The 21023-nt window shown below is 58.4% G+C and carries 20 protein-coding genes and 1 pseudogene; 13 read left to right on the top strand and 8 right to left on the bottom strand.

All coding sequences use genetic code 11. From position 1 onward, the window contains the following. Positions 1 to 132: 132 nt before the first annotated feature. Together QE432_RS10830 and QE432_RS10825 are read left to right on the top strand one after the other, a co-directional pair. Positions 133 to 456 (top strand): annotated as a pseudogene (locus QE432_RS10830) (DUF2325 domain-containing protein); the annotation flags it as partial. After that, positions 437 to 724 carry a hypothetical protein gene (locus QE432_RS10825; protein WP_113556481.1) on the top strand — a complete coding sequence of 96 codons (288 nt, stop codon included), beginning with the start codon at positions 437 to 439 and terminating at the stop codon, positions 722 to 724. The pseudogene QE432_RS10830 and the gene QE432_RS10825, both read left to right, overlap by 20 nt. Positions 725 to 731: 7 nt before the next feature. On the opposite strand, the gene QE432_RS10820 is transcribed toward QE432_RS10825, so the two are convergent. The 3 genes from QE432_RS10820 to uppO all read right to left on the bottom strand — a co-directional run bounded on the left by QE432_RS10820 (position 732) and on the right by uppO (position 3046). Then, positions 732 to 1097 (bottom strand): DUF423 domain-containing protein, encoded by a 366-nt coding sequence (locus QE432_RS10820; protein WP_019565130.1) that lies wholly within the window; start codon positions 1095 to 1097, stop codon positions 732 to 734. Then, positions 1094 to 1495 (bottom strand): group II truncated hemoglobin, encoded by a 402-nt coding sequence (locus QE432_RS10815; protein WP_013636696.1) that lies wholly within the window; start codon positions 1493 to 1495, stop codon positions 1094 to 1096. The genes QE432_RS10820 and QE432_RS10815 overlap by 4 nt, the downstream gene beginning before the upstream one ends. Before the next feature lie 135 nt (positions 1496 to 1630). Continuing rightward, positions 1631 to 3046, bottom strand: coding sequence for a polysaccharide biosynthesis phosphomannomutase UppO (gene uppO, locus QE432_RS10810; protein WP_306624240.1), 1416 nt, complete (start codon positions 3044 to 3046; stop codon positions 1631 to 1633). 258 nt (positions 3047 to 3304) lie between these two features. Between uppO and uppM the strand changes: the two genes are divergently transcribed. Further along, on the top strand, positions 3305 to 4924 hold the full coding sequence (gene uppM / locus QE432_RS10805) for a polysaccharide biosynthesis protein UppM (RefSeq protein WP_306624237.1): 1620 nt from the start codon (positions 3305 to 3307) through the stop codon (positions 4922 to 4924). Between the two features lie 16 nt (positions 4925 to 4940). On the opposite strand, the gene QE432_RS10800 is transcribed toward uppM, so the two are convergent. Next, the gene (locus QE432_RS10800; RefSeq protein ID WP_003513853.1) at positions 4941 to 5150 is read right to left on the bottom strand and encodes a hypothetical protein; all 210 of its coding nucleotides are present in this window, start codon (positions 5148 to 5150) and stop codon (positions 4941 to 4943) included. A 240-nt stretch (positions 5151 to 5390) separates the two neighbouring features. Here QE432_RS10800 and uppL point away from each other — a divergent pair, with 240 nt between their 5' ends. Further along, complete coding sequence (gene uppL, locus QE432_RS10795) at positions 5391 to 6206, top strand: polysaccharide biosynthesis UDP-hexose transferase UppL (protein ID WP_034502051.1); 816 nt, start codon at positions 5391 to 5393, stop codon at positions 6204 to 6206. Positions 6207 to 6737: 531 nt separating this feature from the next. Here the strand turns inward: uppL and uppJ are convergent. After that, positions 6738 to 7682: a polysaccharide biosynthesis UDP-hexose transferase UppJ gene (gene uppJ / locus QE432_RS10790; RefSeq protein WP_065702626.1), complete on the bottom strand. Its 945-nt coding sequence runs from the start codon at positions 7680 to 7682 to the stop codon at positions 6738 to 6740. An 8-nt stretch (positions 7683 to 7690) separates the two neighbouring features. After that, the gene (gene uppH, locus QE432_RS10785; protein ID WP_013636689.1) at positions 7691 to 8602 is read right to left on the bottom strand and encodes a polysaccharide biosynthesis endo-1,4-beta-xylanase UppH; all 912 of its coding nucleotides are present in this window, start codon (positions 8600 to 8602) and stop codon (positions 7691 to 7693) included. Between the two features lie 280 nt (positions 8603 to 8882). Here uppH and uppI point away from each other — a divergent pair, with 280 nt between their 5' ends. Next, positions 8883 to 9953: a polysaccharide biosynthesis UDP-hexose transferase UppI gene (gene uppI, locus QE432_RS10780; protein WP_065702627.1), complete on the top strand. Its 1071-nt coding sequence runs from the start codon at positions 8883 to 8885 to the stop codon at positions 9951 to 9953. 2 nt (positions 9954 to 9955) lie between these two features. After that, a complete protein-coding gene (gene uppG, locus QE432_RS10775; RefSeq protein WP_111784092.1) occupies positions 9956 to 11035 on the top strand; it encodes a polysaccharide biosynthesis glycosyltransferase UppG in 1080 nt (359 codons plus the stop codon). 37 nt (positions 11036 to 11072) lie between these two features. Here uppG and QE432_RS10770 read toward each other — a convergent pair whose 3' ends face one another. Next, positions 11073 to 12143 carry a GNAT family N-acetyltransferase gene (locus tag QE432_RS10770; protein WP_306625926.1) on the bottom strand — a complete coding sequence of 357 codons (1071 nt, stop codon included), beginning with the start codon at positions 12141 to 12143 and terminating at the stop codon, positions 11073 to 11075. Positions 12144 to 12643: 500 nt separating this feature from the next. Here QE432_RS10770 and uppW point away from each other — a divergent pair, with 500 nt between their 5' ends. The 7 genes from uppW (at position 12644) to QE432_RS10735 (ending at position 20571) form a co-directional block, all read left to right on the top strand. Continuing rightward, entirely contained in the window at positions 12644 to 14059 is a 1416-nt protein-coding gene (uppW, locus tag QE432_RS10765; protein ID WP_019565136.1) for a Wzy-type polysaccharide biosynthesis protein UppW, read from the top strand. A 161-nt stretch (positions 14060 to 14220) separates the two neighbouring features. Continuing rightward, positions 14221 to 14997 (top strand): ABC transporter ATP-binding protein, encoded by a 777-nt coding sequence (locus tag QE432_RS10760; protein ID WP_112751967.1) that lies wholly within the window; start codon positions 14221 to 14223, stop codon positions 14995 to 14997. Between the two features lie 44 nt (positions 14998 to 15041). Further along, a complete protein-coding gene (locus QE432_RS10755) occupies positions 15042 to 15812 on the top strand; it encodes a transporter substrate-binding domain-containing protein (RefSeq protein WP_080797873.1) in 771 nt (256 codons plus the stop codon). A 22-nt stretch (positions 15813 to 15834) separates the two neighbouring features. Beyond that, positions 15835 to 16557 (top strand): ABC transporter permease, encoded by a 723-nt coding sequence (locus QE432_RS10750; RefSeq protein WP_013636682.1) that lies wholly within the window; start codon positions 15835 to 15837, stop codon positions 16555 to 16557. A gap of 12 nt (positions 16558 to 16569) precedes the next feature. Beyond that, a complete protein-coding gene (locus QE432_RS10745; RefSeq protein ID WP_080797876.1) occupies positions 16570 to 17259 on the top strand; it encodes an ABC transporter permease in 690 nt (229 codons plus the stop codon). Between the two features lie 20 nt (positions 17260 to 17279). After that, complete coding sequence (locus tag QE432_RS10740; protein ID WP_065662173.1) at positions 17280 to 18194, top strand: homocysteine S-methyltransferase family protein; 915 nt, start codon at positions 17280 to 17282, stop codon at positions 18192 to 18194. Positions 18195 to 18621: 427 nt separating this feature from the next. After that, a complete protein-coding gene (locus QE432_RS10735) occupies positions 18622 to 20571 on the top strand; it encodes a methyl-accepting chemotaxis protein (RefSeq protein ID WP_306624232.1) in 1950 nt (649 codons plus the stop codon). Positions 20572 to 20724: 153 nt separating this feature from the next. On the opposite strand, the gene QE432_RS10730 is transcribed toward QE432_RS10735, so the two are convergent. Further along, positions 20725 to 20964, bottom strand: coding sequence for a hypothetical protein (locus QE432_RS10730; RefSeq protein WP_025594288.1), 240 nt, complete (start codon positions 20962 to 20964; stop codon positions 20725 to 20727). Positions 20965 to 21023: the final 59 nt, after the last annotated feature.

The raw sequence follows: 21023 nt of genomic DNA, 5'->3' as shown, positions 1-21023 counted from the left end.
GCATGAAAAAATCAACCGGCAGGTGAGGGAATGGCACGCAAGGAAAAGAAGAAAGCCGAACGCGGCGGCAAGCAGGGCAAGGGCGCGCCTCAACCTGAAAAGGATGTGGCCGAACAGCAGCTTTCCGGTCCGAAGAGCTTTCTTTATGTTGGCGGCCGTGACTGTCAGGTTGCCCATCTTCGCCAGATCGCCAGCAATTTCGGCGCCGAGCTTATCCATCACGATGGCGGATTGCGTGAGGCGGTCTCGCGTATCGACACTGTTCTTCCCTCCGTCGACTGCGTTTTCTGCCCGATCGACTGTATCAGCCACGATGCGTGTCTGCGGGTGAAGTCCGGTTGCAAGAAATTCGGCAAGACGTTCATTCCGCTGCGCAATGGCAGCAAATCCAGTCTGGAGCGGGCGCTGCAGACGATGAATGAACGGACCTTAAACGATGAGCGACGAGCGCAATAATTTCAAGGATGCAGAGCAGGCGGTGGCTGAGGCCTGCCACGTGGAGCTGCACAAGATGGCCGATCAGGGCGCCGATCCGGCCCTGAGGGAGATGTATGAAGTCGTCGGCGAACGCGAGCGGCGCAACCGCGCCGCAGCTGACGGCGGCAATGTGCTGGCTTTTCCCTATCTGCGCACCCGCCAGCCGGGCGAAAAGCCGTTCTTCGAGATCGGTGACGCGGCTCAACGTGGCGGCAACATCCTGTCGTTTCGCTGGAAACGGCGTTGATGCCGATTTAGCCCCTCGGCTTCAAAAATGCACCGGCGCAAAGCACCAGCCATCCCGCGATCATGCCGAGGCCACCCAAGGGGGCCGCGTAGGGAAACAGGCTGTGACCGGAAAAATGTCTGGTGACGAGATCACCAACAAAAACCGCCGTGCCGAAGCCAAGAATCAGCCCTGCCGGAATGGCGGTTCTGATGCGGTCCGCGCCGATATGCAGTGCCACAAGCACAGGCGCATGGGCGAGCGCCATGGTCGAGGCGTTGCCAAGCATATAGGTTTCGCCGGTATGGGTGGCGGCGGCGGCAAGCATGACGCCGGCAGCACCCAAAAGGCTGCCCAGCAGCAAAATCAAGGCGCGCAATCTTTCCGTCGTCATGGGTTATTCGCTTCCTGATTTTGCATGTGGAAGGCCAGCCGCTCCACCGGTCCCCAGATGATGTCCCGGAGCTTTGCGTTCTCGATGGTCTCGTCCATCGCGCGGCGAAAGCAGAGCAGCCATTCGTCCCGCTCGGCGGGTCCGATAGGGGCCACGAAATGACGCCTGCGCAACATCGGGTGGCCGTGTTTTTCGACATAGACCGGCGGTCCGCCAAGATATCCGGTCAGATAATCGTAGAACTTGCTTTCGCTGCCGGAAAGATCGGCTGGATGGATGGCGCGGCAATGCGCCGCCTCTGGCAGGGTGTCCATCAATTCGTAGAAGCGCCGGGTCAGTGCTCTGACTGTGGCATCGCCGCCGATCGCTTCATAAAGGGTAATGGTCTCGCCGCTCACATCCCGCCTCCTTGAACCCTGCGGCCCTTATCGCTTTCCGGAGCGGGAAGAGCAACAGGCAAAGACGGGATGCGACATTTGCGACACTGGGACATTCATGGTGGCCGTCCGCTTCAAGCGTTCAGCGCCATCCACTCATCCAAAGTTGCGGATGAGATCGAGGCCCTTGTTGAGCAGCGTTTCGGCTTCGTCCTGATTGGCAGCCTCGACGTAGCAGCGCATTTCCGGAGCATTGCCGGAAGGGCGGAAATGGATGGTGCTGCCGTCTGTCAGCGCCACGCGCAGGCCGTCAATGTCGCTCAGCGCCTTGACCGTGCCCACGGGGGCGAGGAAGGTTTCGAGATTATCCCGCGAGGCGCGCAGATGCGTCATCAGGGCAGCGCTCTTTTCCTGTGCGAAGTTTTCCAGACGATCGGCAGCCGCGACCGGCAGGTTATAGGCGGCGGCAATCTGCGATAGCGGCTTTTTCTGCTCGGCGGAGAGAAGCAATACGGCGAGGATGGGCAGGAAGCTGTCCCGCGTCGGCAGCGGCGATAGCGGTTTGCCGTTCAATGTGAAGGTGGAGGCCGTCAGAAGGCCGCCATTGGCCTCGAAACCCATGACGCCGTTGTTTCCTTCGGCAAGGGCCTGCACCATGCCGGCGATCACGAAAGGCGAACCGACCCTGGTGCGGATGACCTTGAACGAACCGCTCGCCTCAATGCCGGAATTGGAGGTGACGGGGGTGACGACCACGCCGGCATCGAGAAAATTCGCCGTAATCAATCCGATCAGGTCGCCGCGCAGCGGCACGCCGTTTTCATCGGCAAGCAGGGGCCGGTCGCCGTCACCATCGGCGGAAACGATGGCATCGAGGCCGTGTTCCGGCGTCCATTTTTTGAGAAGCTCCAGCGTTTCAGGGGAGACCGCCTCGGTATCGACCGGAATGAAGGTCTCGGAACGGCCGAGCGACACGACATCGGCGCCATAGTGGGCGAGAACATCGACGAAGAGATCGCGCGCCACCGTGCTGTGCTGGTAAACGCCGATCTTCAGGCCCGACAGCGCCTTTTCCGGCAGGAGTGCGGCATTGCGCTCATAAAAGAGCTCGGCTGCAATTGCGGAATGGTCGTCCGCCGGTGCGGCCTCGTCGTTAATCCCTTCAGCCTCGACTTCGGCTGCGAGTGCGGCGATCGCCGTTTCGTCCTGTTTGTCGATTTCGCCGTCCGGGCGGTAGAACTTGATGCCGTTGCGGTCGGCCGGAATATGCGAACCCGTTATCATCAGCGCGCCGGCCTTGAGGGAAAGTCCATAAAGCGCCAGTGCCGGTGTCGGGACCGTGCCGCAATCGAGCGGCGTGAGGCCGGCCTTTTTCAGCGCGGCGATACAGGTTGCGGAAACATCCGGGCTCGAATCGCGGAAATCGCGGGCCACGAGAATGGGGTCGCCCGCCTTTGCCTGACCCGATGTGAGAAGGTGCCTTGCAAATGCCGTTGCGTAGACGGCCGAGGCCTTTCCTTTCAGATCGACAGACAGGCCGCGAAGGCCGCTCGTCCCAAATTTCAGGCTCATGCCAAACTCCGTTTCGATAAAATCTTTGAGGTTCAAATGGATAATACAAAAATATAACGCCAGAAAGAACCGTATCGATCCATTCAAGTCAATCATCTCTTTCATGGACGCGGCGAATAGGTGATGATGGCGGGGATGATGCGGGTAACCTAAAATTCACCCGTTATATCTAGACTTGCCGGTTAATAGTGGTTCTGGCGACGATGAAAACCATCTGTTGCAGGCCTTTTTTGTGGTTCGTTCAAGTTGGATTGGCTGATGTACAGGCTTCAAAAGGCGGGACATAAGCAGGCACGTCCGCTGGATGAAAAAGCGGCGCCCGCCGCCAGACCCCACGGTTCCCTGCTGGACGATCTGGTGGATGAGGATGAGGTTTTCGAGCGCACGGTGCTGAAAGAGCATCTTGAGCCGAAGCCGGCGGCTGCCGTTGCTGAACCCGCTCCGGCTGAAAAGCCCACAAGGCCGACATCGCCAAGCAACAGTTTCGCGGCCACGCTGCCGGGCCTGAAATATATTGACCGGATCGGTGTCGACGAGGTGCTCGGCTGGCTGCGTGCCGGGATCGTCTGGATTGTGCTTGCGATCATTCTCTGCGTCGCCGCCGCGCTCACCTATGCCTATATGACGCCGCCGCGTTACACCGCCTATACGGATATCGTCGTCAATCCCTCCAACCTGAATGTCGTCAATGACGGGGTGTTTTCGCCCAACCAGCAGCGCGACACCCAGATTCTCGAAGTGGAGAGCAAGCTGCGTACCGTCACGTCGCGCAACGTGCTGGCGCGGGTGGTGGACGAGCTGAAACTGGATGAGGACCCGGAATTCATATCCCCACCGCCTCTTGCGCGGCTGAAAGCATTTTTTTCACCCAAGCCGGAAGATGGTGACAACAAGGTCGGCGCGCTTCGTTCGCTGGGCGAACGGGTTGCGGCGGAACGGGATCCGCGTTCCTTCGTGGTGACGCTTGCGGTCTGGACCAATGATCCGGACAAATCCGTGACAGTCTCGAAGGCGATGGTGAAGGCTTTCGAAAGCGAGTTGTTCCAGACGACCTCGGACAGCAGCCTGCGTATTGTCGATGATCTCAAGAAGCGGCTTGAGGAAATGCGTCAGAACGTGACGGTTGCCGAAAAGCGCGTCGCCGATTTCCGCCGCGAAAACGGCCTGCAGGAGAATAACGGCCAGCTGGTCAGTAATCTGGCGTCCGGCGAGCTGAATGCGCAGGTTCTTGCCGCGCAGCAGCGCGTCATTCAGGAGGAGTCGCGCCTAAAGCAGATGCAGGCGGCGATTGCCCAGAACCGCACCCAGAGCGACGCGATCTTCGACAGCCAGACCATGAACACCATTCGTGCGCAATACAGCACCTTGCAGCAGCAGATCGGGGCGATGACGCTGACCTATGGCGCCCGCCATCCGCGTCTGGCGACGGCGGGGGCGGAGCGCGACATGCTGGAACGCGGCATTGCGGATGAGGCGCAGCGGATTTTGCTGGCGGCCAAGACCAATGTCGCCGAGGCCCGCTCCTCGCTTGATGCCCTGCGGCTGAAGGCGGTTGCGGAACGCGCCAACGTCTTCACCGACAATGAGGCGCAGGTGCGGCTGCGCGATCTGGAGCGAGACGCCAACTCAGCTGCCGCGATCTACGAGACCTATCTCAACCGATCACGCCAGATCGCCGAGCAGCAGACAATCGATTCCACCAATGTGCGGGTGATTTCGCAGCCGGTAGCGCCCAATTCCAGAAGCTGGCCGCCCGGCAAGCTGATCTTCCTGATCGCCGGTGGCGTGGGCGGTCTGTTCCTTGGTCTCGGAATTGCCATCGCACTTGGGCTTTTGGGTTTTCTGCGCCGGACAGACCACGCGGAACGCTACGCCTGAGGGCTGCAACCGCCGATTACTCCTCGGACATCAGGCCGTCATAGACCTCGAGCAGGGCGGCGGCGATGGCGGCACCCAGCGCATTACCCGCATCGCGAATGCCTGTCTCGTCGCCGTCACGGACCGAAACGGCAAGATCGGACGCCTCGTTGGCGACGATTTCCTTTGCCCGTTCGATGGCCCAAAGGCCGAAATCGCCGCGGTTGTCGATCGATATGGTTTCCATGGCCGGGACCTTTTCTGTGGTGTGGTTTCGTCGTCCCTTAACCCATCAGCCGCAAAACCGGAATAGGGGGAGGAGAGGTTGGGGTGGTCACTCAACCCTCGGGCGTATAATTGTTTGATTCAAGCGTCAGATTTATAAGAATATTAATGATAGTTATTCGTAGTGTTTGAAGCCTTATACCTTAATCCTATGCGTGAATATAACAGTGAAACGATGCCTATCTTGGACACCGGACAGAATATGACAGGGAGAGATGTCCCGCATGCGGAAGGGCCTGGCACACACTGGCCGGTTGTTCCGCTTGCGGCTTTGCCCATCACCGATGCGACCATCGAAGAGACGGCGCAGGATTTTATCCTGCGGGCGGAACGTGAACGCGCGGCCGGCGCAAAGCCGTTCTATTCGACATCGGCGAACGGTCAGGTCATCGCACTCTGTCACCAAGACAAGGAATTCGAAGCCCTGCTGCGGCAGGCGGACCAGATTCATGCCGACGGCATGTCGCTGGTGATCTTTTCCCGCCAGTTCTGCGTGAGGGCGCTGCGGGAACGTGTGGCGACGACGGATCTCGTTCATGCGGTGGCCCGGAGGGCTGAGGCGACCGGCACGCGGTTCTATTTTCTCGGCGGTTCCGAAGAGGTGAACCGCGCGGCAGTCGAGGAAATGCAGAAGCTCTATCCACGGCTTGTTTTTGCCGGTCGGCGCAATGGTTATTTCAGACCCGGCGACGAGGAGGCGATCCTTGCCGATATCGTCGCATCGCAGACTGATATTCTCTGGGTGGGCTTCGGCATACCGCTGGAGCAACGTTTCGTCGCGCGCAATCTCGACAGGCTTTCCGACATTGCGGTGATCAAGACCTGCGGCGGTCTGTTCGATTTTCTCGCGGGCAAGAATAGCAGGGCGCCACAATGGATGCAGGATATGGGGCTCGAATGGCTCTACAGGGCCATGCTTGAGCCGAGGCGTCTCGGCAAGCGCTACCTGCTGACCAATCCCATCGCCATATATTCGCTGCTGAAGCATCGCTACGGGTTCGGGGCCGGCAAGGTCTGAAATCTGCGCATTCTCGTTGATTTTTTACGGAATTGCCCCTGACCGTCCGGCCGGTTCAGGACTGAGCTCATTTGAGCGGCATCTGCCGGTGCATGCAATCATCATATGGAGTCGCGCTATATGAGGTCTCTCTAACGTATCGGGGTGGAGGTGTCTTTCCGCGGAAAATCGTTGCAAGTGGGCGTAACGGCGGTACACTGAGCGGATATTACATATTTATTCGAATCAGAAATATATTGAGGACAGCGATGGTAATTACGTCCATTTCTCTTTTCGTATATGGGATTGGCACCGTTACTTCTCTTGCCATGACCTATATAGAAGGCGCCCGCCGCGACAAGGATTGGGACTTTTACCGGGTGACCGGTATCATCCTTTGTTTCTTCTGGCCGGTTCTTGTGCCGCTTCTCATTCTTGCAGCCGTTTTTTCGTCATTCGCTTCCCAGAAACGGCATGTGAATGGGATCTCTTTGCGCAGGGAAAAAACCCTGAGCTGAAAAGCTTAGATTAACTGCCGGAACGAGCCCGTGTTCAGGCCTTTTTCGCCGGCGCCTTATAGGGCGTGAGCGTAATACCGAGGCTCGCCATGACGCGGCCGATGGACATCAGCGGTGGGTGCGTGGCGGGCAGCAGCGCACCGGTTTTCAGGAATGCGGAAACGGCGCGGACCAGCGACAGGCACAGGCTGACAACGTTTTTGGCGGCAAGCAGCAGCCCGCCCTTCAGGCCGGGGCGTCGGGCGCGGTCGATGCTGTAATTGATGATCCCGGTTCGGAGCGAGCGCTCCATGATCCAGCGCGGCGCCATGCGGTTTTCCGGCACATATTCGATGATGAGGGCTTGAGCGTTCCAGGCGAATTTGAAACCCGCCTTTCGGCAACGGGTGAAGAAATCCATGTCACCGCCGCCAAGGAAGTTGAACCGTACATCGAATTCCGGCTTTTCCAGCGTTTCGAAAACCCGCCTCGAGATCAGGCAATTGCCAGACCCATGGATTTGATCGACTACGCCGGTGGGTGCCTCGATGGAGCCGAACAGCGGGTGTGCCAGAACCGCCTTGGGTGCGGGGGCATCGAATTCGCGATCGACCGGCCCGCCGACGATATCGACGCCGAAGGATTTTGCGGCAGAGACCATTTCAGCGAGCCAGACGGGCGAGGCCGCTTCGTCGTCATCGATCATCAGAAACCACTGCGCGGATGGATAGCTCTGCCGCGCCGTGCGGAATGCCGTGTTGATGGCGTAACAATTGCCCTGCGTCGGCTCAACCAGCGTCTGGCCCATCATTCCGCTCTCGGAGAAAAACGCACGCGCGACGGCCAGCCCCGCCTGGCCCACCCCGTCATTATCGACAACGACGATGGCGAAGGGGAAATCGACCTTCTGGGCTGCCAGCGAGTTCAGCGTTTTCTGCAAACCTTCCGGCCTGCGGAAACTCGGAATGCACACCACCGCTTCCGGCATGATTTCGGACATGGACACTCCTAAATTCCGGCAAGGGCTGCGGCGGAAAACACGACGGCGCGCAGGCTTTGGCGCGGGCGATTGACAAATGTATCGGCAAGCGCCGAAAAGGCCTCGCGATAGCGCCGGGCGCGAAAGGCCTGCGCCACGGTATAGGCATTCATGTGATTTTCGGATTTTCGGCGAAGCCGGCGCAATTCCTGCGGCGCAATGGCGGCGACGATGGCGGGATCGGAAAACACCGCTTCGATCGCCGGTTCGCAATCCCGGAAGGTCAGAAGGCGGTTCATCATCACGCTTGTCCGGTGCACCCGGTAATCCAGCACGTGGCGGCCGGGCAGATAGGCGAAACGGCCGGAGGCAGCCAGCCGGCACCAGCCATACCAGTCTTCCGCATAACGCAATGTCTCGTCGAAACCGCCAAAATCCTGAAAGATGCGGGTTTTAACCAGCATGATGCCGCCATTGACGATGAAGTTTCCGCCCAAAAGCGGCTGGAGGATGAAACCATCAGGTTTTTCCCGCCGTCTGATGAGGTTGCGCCGTCCGATCTTGGCGCCATTCTCGTCAATGCGCTCATAATCGCCGTAGACGGCAACGACATCCGGTCCGGAGATGCCGGCGCATAGCGCAGCGATCGCGCCCGGCTTCACGCGGTCGTCGGCATCGAGAAACATCGTCCATTCACCGCGCGCCTGCGACAGGCCGAAATTGCGCACGGCGGAAACGCCCTGCCGTCCCTGCGGCCGCGCCAGCAGTTTTACGCGGGGATCGGCGAAACTTTGCACCTTTTGCGCCGTTGTGTCGGTGGAGCCGTCATCGACGACGAGCACTTCGCAAACGGTTTTCCCCTGAGACAACACGCTTTCGATCGCTTCCACGATGTAACGCTCGCCGTTGCGAACGGGAATGACAATCGAAACGGAAACCAATATTTTTACTCCATCAGGGGCGGGTCAATAATTCTCACACTGAAGTTACTACCGGATTAAGCCGGCTTGCGCCAATTGTGACGTGGTATAGCGTCAGTTAACCTTGCAAATCTTTAATATCCTTTTGGCATGATCAAGATGTTATGTTTTGAGAATTAGAGCGCCGTGCGGCCATTGGGACGCATCAGCGACGTTCTGACAGTTGTGATATGCGCATCGTCCCTTTCGAAAATCGCTTTCGATTTTCAGGCCGATGCGCCGGGGTTGTGGAGGCGGGCGAATGCAGATCGGGCGGCGGAATTTTCTGGGTGGTGCTGCAAGCGCGGGCCTGTTGCATGCCATGGCCGGGCAAGGCGTTGCCGCGACCAGGAAAACGTCGACAAAGATTGCCCCTTACGGTGCGGCCATCTATCTGCCGGACCTTACCGCCGATAGCCGCATCGGCGAAGCGGTGGTCAAATATTGCTCTCGCATCACACCCGTTACTGAAATGAAATGGGAGGTGATGCGGCCTTCGGCAGAGGTGTTCGATTTTGCCGCTGCCGATGCGCTTGCGAACTTCGCGCGCCAGAACAAACTCACCATGCATGGTCATCCGCTTATCTGGTACGCTTCCAACGCGCCCTGGCTTGCCAGCATCGGCAGCGGCGCGAAGGTCGAGAAGTTGATGGAAACCCACATCGTCAAGGTGATGGAACGGTACAAGGACGTGATACACAGCTGGGATGTGGTCAATGAGCCTATCCCCGACGTGCCCGGCAATGTGCGCTCGCGCCGCGACGCCTGGTATTATGGCGCAGGCCCGGACGCCATCAAAAAGGCCTTTGACATCGCCCATTCCGTCGATCCGAAGGCCCAGCTCGTCCTCAACGAATATGATGTGGAATTTGCGGTCGAGAAATCGCCGGCCAAGCGCGCGGCCTTCCGCAATCTCATTCTCGAGCTGCTAGAGAAAGGCGCTCCGATCAACGCTATCGGCCTGCAGGGGCATCTGCGCGGTGGCTGGCCCATTGCGAAAGACGAGCTTGCCGCCTTTACCAAGGAAATGCGCAGTTATGGTCTTGCCGTTCTGGTGACGGAACTGGATGCGATGGACCAGACGCTTCCCGCCCCGGAAGCCGAGCGCGACATGCTGATAAACGGTCAGGTCCGCGATTTTCTCGAAGCGGCGTGCGAAGGCGGCCCGCTTTCCTCCATCACCACATGGGGCATTTCGGACCAATATACCTGGATTCGCTGGGCCTATCCCCGCCGGGATGGCACCGCGAACCGGCCGCTGCCGCTCGACTGGAGCTTCAACGAAAAACCCATGATGGCCGTCATCAATGAATTCCGGAACCGTGGTGCGTAATTATGACTGCTGAAATGCCGCTTCCTCCCGTACATAAGGCGCTGCAAATCAATCTGCATCCCTTCGACGCACCGCATGCGGCCCTGACCGTTCCGCATCAGCTGCGGGTCTGGGGCGGGCAGGTGGACCGCATTCTCCTGACGGTGGATACCGGCCAGGTTGGAGCCGGCCGCTACAAGGGCAACGGTTTCGAGGCCGCCAGCAAACGCCTGTTTGACATGCTGGAGGAAATGCAGGCCAACTATCCGCATCTGCATGTGGATATTGCCGACTATAGCGATGCGGCGCGCAGTGCGGTGGCGGAGACGTTCTTTTCGCGCTCGCCGGTTCCTTATCCCGCCAAGGCATTCGACGGCGGGCCTTTCCATGTTTATTTCCACGGGTTGAAACGTGCCAACGCCCGTTATGTGCTGCATATGGACAGCGACATGATGTTTGGCGGCGGCAGCCAGAGCTGGTTCAACGAAGCCATTGCGCTGCAGAAGGCCAACCCGGACGCGCTCTGCATCACGCCGTTTTCCGGGCCGCCCACCGTGCGCGGCGATCTCGATATCTCCCGCCATGTCGGCATGCCGGGGGTGAAGAACATTCCCGAACCGCGCAAGCTGCCGAGCCGCGTTCCCACATGGCGGTTCGCGACCGTTTCTACCCGCCTGTTCATGATCGACATGGACCGTTTCGCCAAGCGTATCGGCTCGCTCGAACTGCTGAGACCCGACGTCAAACGGCGCATCCGCTCCTATGCCTATAATCAGCAACCGGTCTCAATGCCTGCCGAAGAGGTGCTGAGCGACAATATGATGCGCATCGGCGTATACCGGCTTGATTTTCTCGGCACTGGCAACGGCATGTATTCGCTGCATCCGCCCTATCGCTCGCCCGAGTTTTACGCGGCGCTGGGCTCCATCGTCGAGCGTATCGAAAAGGGTGACGTTCCCGAGGGCCAGCTCGGAGATTTCGATATCAACGGATCGATGGTGGACTGGTCGAGCGCCCTTGCGGCCAAGACGCGCTCCAAACGTTACGCGAAGGCGCTGCGTCACCTGATTTCAGCGAATGTCCAGCGCTTCACTGGGGCATAGAAGGCTCGGCACTTTCTTCAAAACCGGCGCAAGTGCCTTAGAAATCTGTGATGAGCTTGCTCCAGCTTTCCGAGCTTAGCCCGCCAATATATATATCGCCGGCAAGCGCCCGATCCCGGAGGGCTTCATCCCGGGTGGCCATGCAGAAATAACCGCGATGATGGAAGGTCACGTGGTTCTGACGGTAGAGCGCGTTCATGAGAAACGGTTGCGACATGCCGGTGACATGGGCATAGTTTTCATCATCGAAATGGCGGAACAGCGCACCGAGCACGTCGTTTTCGCGACCGGCATCGCAGACGAGGTTCAGCACATAGGCGGTCCGTCCCGCCTGTCCGAAAAACAGGGCAGCGCCGATGATGCGGCCTTCGGCATTTTCGATCGCCAGGCTACTCAATTCACCAAGGGTGCCGTTGGTTTTACTCATTTCGATCAGCCAGTGGAATTCCTCGTGGGACCATTCCGGGCGGACGGAAAAACGCTCGATCATTGTCAGCGCGTTGCGTCGGAACGTTTCGAAATCCACCGGTCTGACCGTGGTGCCGGCAACTTCATTGGGCCTTATGCCCTTTTTCCACGATCGCAGGATACGGTCCACAAATCCAAGCGCCATAAGTCCGGGCCTGGATTTGACTACTTGCGAACGGCGCGGCATGCGCAGGGCAATCGCGCTTAAAGGCTTGAGCGCCTTGTGCCATTGGAGGCTTTCCATCGGCAACATGCTGCCGCCGATCGCAAGCCAATGATCGGCGCTGACGGGGGAGGCCGTGTCCGAAAACAGCATATCGTGTTTCGTCGCGCGCATGCCGCGGGAGAGGCGCGCGGCGCCGAGTGCGCCGAGTTTTCCTTTCGACGCGAAAGCACATAACAACCTTGCGGTAATGGGTTTTCCATTCGCGACAAACCGCATGGGGACGGCAAGGATAACGCTTGTAACCCCGCTCTCTCCAGCATCGTAGACAACGCTACCGTATTCGGGATCAAACACAGGACTGCTGAAAAACAATGTTTCGACGTAAGCGCCGAAGTCGAAGTTTCTATCAAGCCCGGTCTTTTTGAACGCGCTGTTGAGCACAACCTCGACAGCCGGAAGATCGTCCCTGCGCATGGGTCGAACGCCGGGCGCAGCTGGCTGAACCGGGCGTTGTGTCGCCCCTTCGTTGTTGCTATCGTCCATATTGGTGTGTATCGGAACGTCCACCGTCGGTTTCCAGCTATTTACGCGTTTATGAAATCAACAAGCCAAAGATATATCCAGAGTTGTTAATATACGTTAAACAGAATTTCGGATCATCACCCCAGTATATTCTTAACGTAGCGAAATATCTCTGTCTTAAAATAGATATAAGCAACCTTAACAAGGGCGTATGTCTAGCCAATAATAGGGAAATCAGCAACTTAAATTTGACAGATGAAGTTTGATATGGTCAAGATTCTACCCTTATCCATATGTTGACTTCGAAAATCAGGTTCCGTTTCATTTTTCCGGGTTTCATTCCTATATGATGGAATTACTATTCCTCCGTGTATTATGGATAACTAAAAAATAGGGTTTTGACGGGATATTCATGTTACCGAGACGAAGCATCGGGTACGATGTGAGAACGTATGGAAAAAGGTAGAGAAAATTACCTGATGGATGCAGCGCATGATGAGCAGGCGAGTGTCGCCTGGCGGAATGCACTGTTTTATGTGACGTTCTTTTATTTCACGGTCGGCTTCTCGCCCTATATCTCGCTTTCCTCGACCTATCTGGGGTCCGCCATGGCGGCCGGGTCCAACCTCCTCAACCAGCTCACCGCGATCATCCTGCTCATCAGTTTCGTGGCGTTCATGGCAAAGGAGCGGTCGTCTTCCATCGTCTTTACGCCGCGTTTGCTGATGCTCGCGATCTTCGGCTGGTATATTTTTACCTCGGTGGTGGGCGGCGCGCCGGTGTTTTCGCTGCGGCGGCTTGCCATGTGCGCCATCATCTGCGTGCTCGCCAGCTGCTTCCTGCAATTGCCGCGCACCGAGCGGCATTTCACCACGCTGCTTGCCACATGCGTGCTGATCATCCTGTTCCTCTGTTATTTCGGCGTTGCTGTCCTGCCGTCGCGGTCGATCCATCAGGCAAGCGATGCGCTGGAGCCGCTCCTCGCAGGCAACTGGCGCGGGGTCTTCCGTCACAAGAACGAGGCAGCCTCGATCATGGCGGTGCTGATGATCGTCGGGATTTATCTGTGCAAGCGCTGGTCCCTTATCGGCGGCCTGGCGGTGCTGTTGCTGTCGTTGATCTTTCTCGTCAAGTCGGGTGGCAAGACCGCGCTCGGCCTGATGCCGATCATCATCGCCACGGGCTGGTTCATCGTGGGCTGGCCCAGATGGCGTTACGCTGTTGTGACCGTGCTTCTGGGAACCTTCGCCGTGGTGATCGTCGGCACGACCGTTGATCCGGTCTTTTCACAGATGCTGACGAAACTGGGGATCGACGCCAGTTTCACCGGCAGAACCGATATCTGGACCGTCTCGATAGATTATATCCGCCAAAGCCCGATCGTCGGATACGGCTACCAGGCCTTCTGGCGCAGCGACACCCTGATGACGAGCTTCACCGAGAACAATACCTGGGCAACGACGGCGCCGGATTCCCACAATGGCTATTTCGACCTTGTGCTTGGCGGCGGCGTGCCAGGTCTTATTCTGGTGCTGACGTGGATTTGTCTGATGCCGCTTCGCGATCTCGGCAAGATGGATGAGGCCACGCGCAAAAGCCCGCTGACGAAGCTCTATGTCGGCGTCTGGCTTTATGTCCTGCTCTACGGCTTTCTCGAAACGATGTTCTTCCTCAGTACCGGTTTCGTCTGGTTTTTCCTCGTCGTTGCCGTGATGGGCCTGCGTTTGCAGGCGAATGCCAGCCTTGTCGAGGATGAGGCGCAGGCGGAACCGCAATTGGCCCTGACTGGCAGTAACGCGGCCAGCGTGGCGAGGCGCATCAGGGGCAAATCGCGCAGATCGTTGCTCGCAGATGATATTTTGAAATGATTTTTCGTTTCAAATGTGTAAAAGAGCCTGATATTGCGCGCGTTTGCAGCGGGTTTCGCTAAACATGCGTGGCTTAAGTCTTTGTTGTTATGCATGTCCTGTCGCAAAACCGCTCCGCATTTTGCTCGACACGCAATGAACCGGATCGGCAAGGTCAATAAATGGCAGATACAGGCGCCTGTGCGCTCGAAGCGGATGACATCCACAAGAGCTTCGGCGCACACGAAGTTTTGAAGGGCGTTTCGCTGAAGGCCCACAAAGGCGATGTCATATCGATCATCGGCTCGTCCGGTTCCGGCAAGAGTACCTTCCTGCGCTGCATCAACTTTCTCGAAACGCCGGATCGCGGCCGGGTCATCGTCAATGGCGAGGAGATCGCCATGAAGATTGGCAGGGACGGCAAGGCTGTGCCGAAAAGCTGGCGGCAAGTGGAAAAGCTGCGGACAGGGCTTGGCATGGTGTTCCAGAATTTCAATCTCTGGGCCCACCGCACCGTTCTGGAAAATGTCATCGAAGCGCCTGTTCACGTTCTCGGCGTCAAGCGGCAGGAGGCGGTGGAAAAGGCCGAAGCCCTGCTGAACAAAGTTGGCCTTTACGACAAGAAAAATGCCTATCCGGCGTTCCTCTCCGGCGGGCAGCAGCAGCGCGCCGCGATTGCGCGCGCGCTCTGCGTGGAGCCGGCGGTGATGCTGTTCGACGAACCCACCTCGGCGCTCGATCCGGAACTTGTGGGCGAGGTGCTGAAGGTCATCCGCGATCTGGCCGAGGAAGGCCGCACAATGTTGCTCGTTACTCACGAGATGCGCTTTGCGCGCGATGTTTCCACCGAGGTGATGTTTCTGCATCAGGGCCGTGTGGAGGAAGCGGGGCCACCGGCGCAGGTGTTCGGCAATCCGGTAAGCGCCCGTTGCAGGGAATTTACCGGCGCGCTGGCGTGATGGCCGTTTCGCTTCGCCGTTTGTTTTAACAGGAGAGACTTTAAATGAAATTCTTCGCCACGCTGCTTGCCGGAACGGCATTTGCGGTTTCCGCCTTCACCGCCAGCGCCGATGTCCGGTTCGGCATCATGAACGAATCCTACCCGCCTTTCTTCGCCAAGGATGCCAGCGGCAAGTGGCAGGGCTGGGAAATCGATCTCATGGACGCCGTCTGCGCGGAAATGAAGGAAAAATGCTCGATCGTCGAGCTTTCCTGGGATGGCCTCATCCCGGCGCTGCAGACGAAGAAGTTCGATGTTATCTGGTCGTCCATGTCCAACACGGAAGAACGCGAGAAGGTCATCGATTTCACTAACAAATATTACAACACGCCCAGCAAGCTGATCGGCGCCAAGGATGGCAAGCCGGGTGCGGCGCCGGAAGACGTCAAGGGCAAGACCATCGGTATTCAGGTCGCGACCATCCAGTCCGAATATTACAAGAAATATTTCGCTGCTGTCGCAGACGAAAAGACCTATCAGACGCTGGACGAGGCGTTTCAGGATCTCGCAGCCGGCCGTATCGACTACGTGTTCGGCGACTCGCTCGTTCTCGATGCCTTCGTGAAGAGCGATGCCGGCAAGGATTGCTGCGCCGACATGGGCAACGTTGCGGATGACAAGGAAATCCTCGGCCTTGGCGTTTCCGGCGGCCTGCGCAAGGACAACACCGAACTCAAGAACAAGCTGAACGCTGCTCTCGCCGCCGTTCGCGCCAGCGGGAAGTATGACGAGATCACCAAGAAATACTTCAGCTTCGATATCTACGGTAAGTAATTTCTCCTAACCGGTCACATAAATGGCAAGCCTTGAAACCACGCTGCAACTGCTGTCACCCTATCCTCCAGGATGGGGCGGCACCCTTTTGAAGGGTGCGGCGTCGACGCTTGCCATTTCCGCCGGTGCCTATCTGATCGGCATCGTCATCGGGCTTGCCGGTGCACTTGGCAAGCTCTCCGGCAACAGGCCGCTTGGCCTTCTGCTCAATCTCTACACGACGGCAATCCGCGCCGTTCCCGAACTGATCCTCATCGTCGGGCTTTATTACGCCGGCACTGATGGCCTGAACCGGCTGCTACAACTGGCAGGCCTGCCGCCTCTGGAAGTCAACGGTTTCGTTGCCGCTGTTGCGGTTCTGGGTTTCGTGCAGGGTGCCTATATGACCGAGGTGCTGCGCGGTGCGATCCTTGCCATTCCGAACGGGCAGATCGAGGCGGCGCGCGCCTTCGGCATGTCGCCGGCCTTGCGTTTCCGCCGTGTGGTCTTGCCTGCACTGTTGCCGAACGCCCTGCCGGGCCTTGCCAATCTCTGGCTTGCGGTAACGAAGGATAGCGCGCTGGTGGCGGTTGTCGGTTATCAGGAGCTGGCGCTTGCGACACGGCTGGCGGGCGCCAGCACCAAGCAATATTTCCTGTTCTTTCTTGCCGCAGCCCTGCTTTACCTTGCCATTACGCTGGTTTCCAACCTCGTCTTTTCGCTGCTGGAGCGCCGTGTGCGGCGCGGCCAGCCGGCGTTGGCATAAAGGGGAAGCGGCATGGATTTTTCATGGATCGCCAAATATTGGTCGCTGCTTCTGTCCGGTGCCTGGCAAACGCTGGCGCTGCTCGTGATCTCCGTCAGCATTGGTTTTCTTCTCGCTATCGGGCTTGCCTTCGCGCAGGTCAGCGGCGGGCGTGTGACAAAAATTCTGGCGCGCGCCTATTGCACCTTCTTTCGCGGCACACCGCTTCTGATCCAGCTCTGGCTGCTCTATTATGGCGTCGGCTCGTTTCTGCCGATGATCCCCGGCTTACGTCAGAGTTTCATGTGGCCGGTGCTGCGCGAGGGCTTCTTTTTCGCCGCCGTCAGCTTCACACTGAATTACGCGGCCTATGAGGCCGAGGTTCTGCGCGGCGCGTTGCTGGCTGTGCCAAAGGGTGAGCTGGAGGCCGGCCGGGCTTTCGGCATGGGCCGTTTCACCCTTATTCGCCGCATCTGGCTGCCGCGCGCCATCCGCATCGCGCTGCCGACAATTGCGGGCGAGGTGGTGATGCAGCTCAAAGCCACGCCGCTTGCCTTTACCGTGACGGTGATGGACCTCTACGCCGTCGCCTACAAGGTGCGGCAGGACACGCTGCTCGTCTATGAGCCGCTGATCGTCGTCACCGTCTTCTATCTCATTCTCACCGCGATCATCGCCCGCTGTTTCGGTCTCATCGAACAGCAGGTGCCGGTCCGGCGGTAAACCGTTCAAGGAGCATGAACATGGGCACTATCCGTATTCTCGACGGCGGCATGAGCCGCGAATTGCAACGGCTCGGCGCCGAGCTGAAACAGCCGGAATGGTCGGCGCTGGCGCTCATCAATTCACCTGATATCGTGCGGCAGGTGCATCAGGAATTCATCGAGGCCGGTGCCGATGTCGTCACCACCAATTCCTATGCGCTGGTGCCGTTCCATATCGGCGAGGAGCGTTTCCAGAAGGATGGCGCATCGCTGATCGCCCTTTCCGGCAGGCTGGCACGTGAGGCTGCGGATGCCTCCGGCCGCGACGTGCTGGTGGCCGGTTCGCTGCCGCCGATCTTCGGCTCCTATGAGCCGCAGAATTTCGATGCCACGAGGGTGCAGGACTATCTGAAGGTGCTGGTCGACAATCTCGCGCCCTTCGTCGATGTCTGGCTGGGTGAGACGCTGAGCCTGATCGCCGAAGGCGAAGCGGTGCGGGAAGCCGTGGCCGCAACCGGCAAACCGTTCTGGATTTCCTTCACGTTGAACGACGATGCGGCTGCGACAGGCGGTGGCGAGCCTGCGCTGCGCTCTGGTGAAACGGTAAAGGCGGCGGCCGAATGGGCGGCGCAATCTGGTGCTGCCGCCCTTCTGTTCAATTGCAGCAAGCCGGAAATCATGAAAGCCGCCGTGGAAACGGCATCCGCTGTCTTTGCGGAAAAGGGCGTTTCGCTTGAGATCGGCGTTTATGCCAATGCCTTCGAAGGTGAACAGGGCGATTCCGCCGCCAATGAAGGTCTGCACGGCACGCGCACCGACCTGACCGACGATGTCTATTCGCGGTTCGCCTGCTCCTGGGCGGATGCCGGCGCAACCATGATCGGCGGCTGCTGCGGCATTGGCGCGGCCCATATCCACACGGTTGCAACGGCATTGCGGCGCGCGGCCGCCTGACGCTACCGCGAGCGCTCCCAACGCCACTATCGGGAATGCATGCGGCAGGCTGAAAGGCCTGCCGTTTTTTTGTCCCGTGCAAATTCGAAGCAGATCATGCGGCATAAAGGAATTTTAAAGTTTTAAAGTATAATTGTTGTATTTGTAAGTAAATAAAAGAATATTATAAAGTACTGTCCCTTGATCTTCTTCCTGTTGCGGCCAGTCTTTTCCGTCTGTCGCGTAGCCGCCGGATTCCCGGAACAGGTGCTTGCATAAATTTCAGGGCAGGCATCCCCCTGCGGGCCAGATGCATGATGCAGTTTGCGACAAGGGCCGATGATCCGGCTGATGGGGCCTTGATGATCAAGGCTTTAGACGTGCAATGTCATTTTTGCCGAACACCTCCGGCACGGGAAAGGAGCGGCATCCATTTCAGGAGCTTCCCGTGTCCTTTCTTCAAAATGCCCGTATCCGCACCAAAATCCTGTCACTCATTTTGCCACTCTGCATCGTCGGTCTCGGGGCCACCGCGTTCATGGCAACGCGTTACAAGGAAGCCGACACGCTTTATTCCGAATTCATCGCCAGCGATAATGCTGCGCTGGTGGAGCTTGCGCGGGCAAACCGTAATCTCGTCGCCCTGGCATATGGCGCCTATCAGGTCATGGCTTACGATGCGAATGCTGCGGAAATCAACGTTGCCAAGCAGGCTTATATTGACAGCAAACGCGAGCTTCTGGAGCGGCTGGGCAATGTCAAGACAGTGTTTCCGGAAGAGAGCGCTGCTGTCGATACCTTGATCGCGCAATCCCAGTCCATCGCGCAAATTACCGACAAGGCTGTCGAGTTTGGAATGGCGAACAGAAATGCGGAATCCGCCGTGCAACTCGCCCACGCAGACGTCTCCATCCAACGAACGTCAGCCATCATAACGGCATTGCTGGACAAGCTTGCCAAGGGTGTTGCGACAGGCAGCGACGATCTGACGGATCAGACGAATTCCACGATCCTGACCTCGCTTGTTGTGGTTGGCATCAGCTTTGCAGCCGGCATCATTCTCGCACTTTTCGTAGCCTCGCGTGGCATCACAACGCCGATTGCCCGCCTGCGGGAGCGTATGGTGTCGCTGGCAGGCGGCGATACGGCAGCCGAGATCGATGGCATGGACCGCAAGGACGAAGTCGGCCAGATGGCGGTTGCCGTTCAGGTGTTCCGCGAAAGTGCGATAGAGCGCATCCGCCTTGAACAGGAAACCGAAGCCAATCGCAGCCTTTCGGAAAAGGAACGCATCGCGCGCGAGCAGCAGAAGGCCAAGGAAGCTGCCGACGTCAAATTTGCCGTCGACAATCTTGCAACCGGTCTTTCGAAGCTTTCGGATGGCGATGTGTCCTACCGCATCGGCCAGCCGTTCACGGCGACACTCGACGGTGTTCGTAACGACTTCAACATGTCCGCCGAAAAGCTGCAATCGGCATTGACCCGGGTTGCGCAGAATGCCGGTGGCATCGGCGCGGGCGCAAACGAGATCAAATCGGCCGCCGACGATCTGGCCAAGCGTACCGAACAGCAGGCAGCAGCCGTGGAAGAAACCGCTGCCGCTCTGGAAGAGATCACCACGACAGTGAAGGATTCCACCAAGCGCGCGCAGGAGGCCGGCCTGATCGTCAGCCGCGCCAAGGCAGGTGCCGAACAATCCGGCGAAGTGGTACGCCGCGCCGTGGTCGCCATGGAGCAGATCTCCAAATCCGCCAACGAGATCAGCAACATCATCGGCGTGATCGACGAAATCGCCTTCCAGACCAACCTTCTGGCGCTTAATGCCGGCGTGGAAGCTGCGCGTGCGGGCGAGGCGGGCAAGGGCTTTGCCGTTGTCGCGCAGGAAGTGCGCGAACTGGCGCAACGCTCCGCCAATGCGGCCAAGGAAATCAAGGCGCTGATCACCACCTCGAACGATCAGGTGCAGCAGGGCGTTCAGCTGGTGGGCGACACCGGCAAGGCACTGGCGACGATCGTATCGGAAGTGCAGGAAATCAACCGGCACGTCGTCTCCATCGTGGAATCCGCGCAGGAGCAATCCTCCGGCCTCCAGCAGATCAATACCGCGGTCAACCAGATGGACCAGGACACGCAGAAAAATGCTGCCATGGTGGAAGAGACCAACGCCGCCAGCCACAATCTGGCCAAGGAGGTAGCTTCGCTCAACCAGCTTCTCGCGCAGTTCAAGCTCGCCGATACCGCCTATCAGCAGAAGAGCCAGCCCGCTCCGGTTCGCAATGCCGGCGGCAACGACAGATACGTGGCACCCCCCGTACGCGCGCTTGGCCGCAAGATTGCATCCGCATTCTCTGGTAACGCTGCTGTCGATACGTCAAAGGACGACTGGCAGGAGTTTTGATCGCCATACGATTGGCATCATGCCGATCCACGCCCGGAGATGACGCAAGGCTTGCGGGCCTGACATCCGGGCCGTGATTTAAAAACATGCCGCGCAGGGTCCGATTGCTTGCGCGGCATGGCTGAAGGAGGCGCGTGCCGCCGCGTCGGTAAATCAGTCTGGCATCAAATCGGAAATCTGCCCATGTGAGACCAGCAGGCGCGGGTTTGTCATGCTGCCGCTTTCCTCGTCGACGGTAACAGCATAAGCCGCAACGCCGATGTGGCGCGATGCCATGGCGCTCGCTATCTTTTCGGCGGACGCCGCATTGGAAGCCTGCCGCATTTCGCCCGGCACAATGCCCCCGCGTCCCTTTTTGAACTGCACTACAATAATCTTTTCAGCGTCTGACATATCTCGTGCACTCTCGTTTGTTCTTTAAATGTTCTAGTTATATAAGAGATTCAACATGG

Source organism: Agrobacterium sp. SORGH_AS_0745, assembly GCF_030818995.1.
GTDB lineage: Bacteria > Pseudomonadota > Alphaproteobacteria > Rhizobiales > Rhizobiaceae > Agrobacterium > Agrobacterium tumefaciens.
Note: the sequence above shows the minus strand (reverse complement) of the source record. Positions and strands in the feature narration are given on the sequence as shown.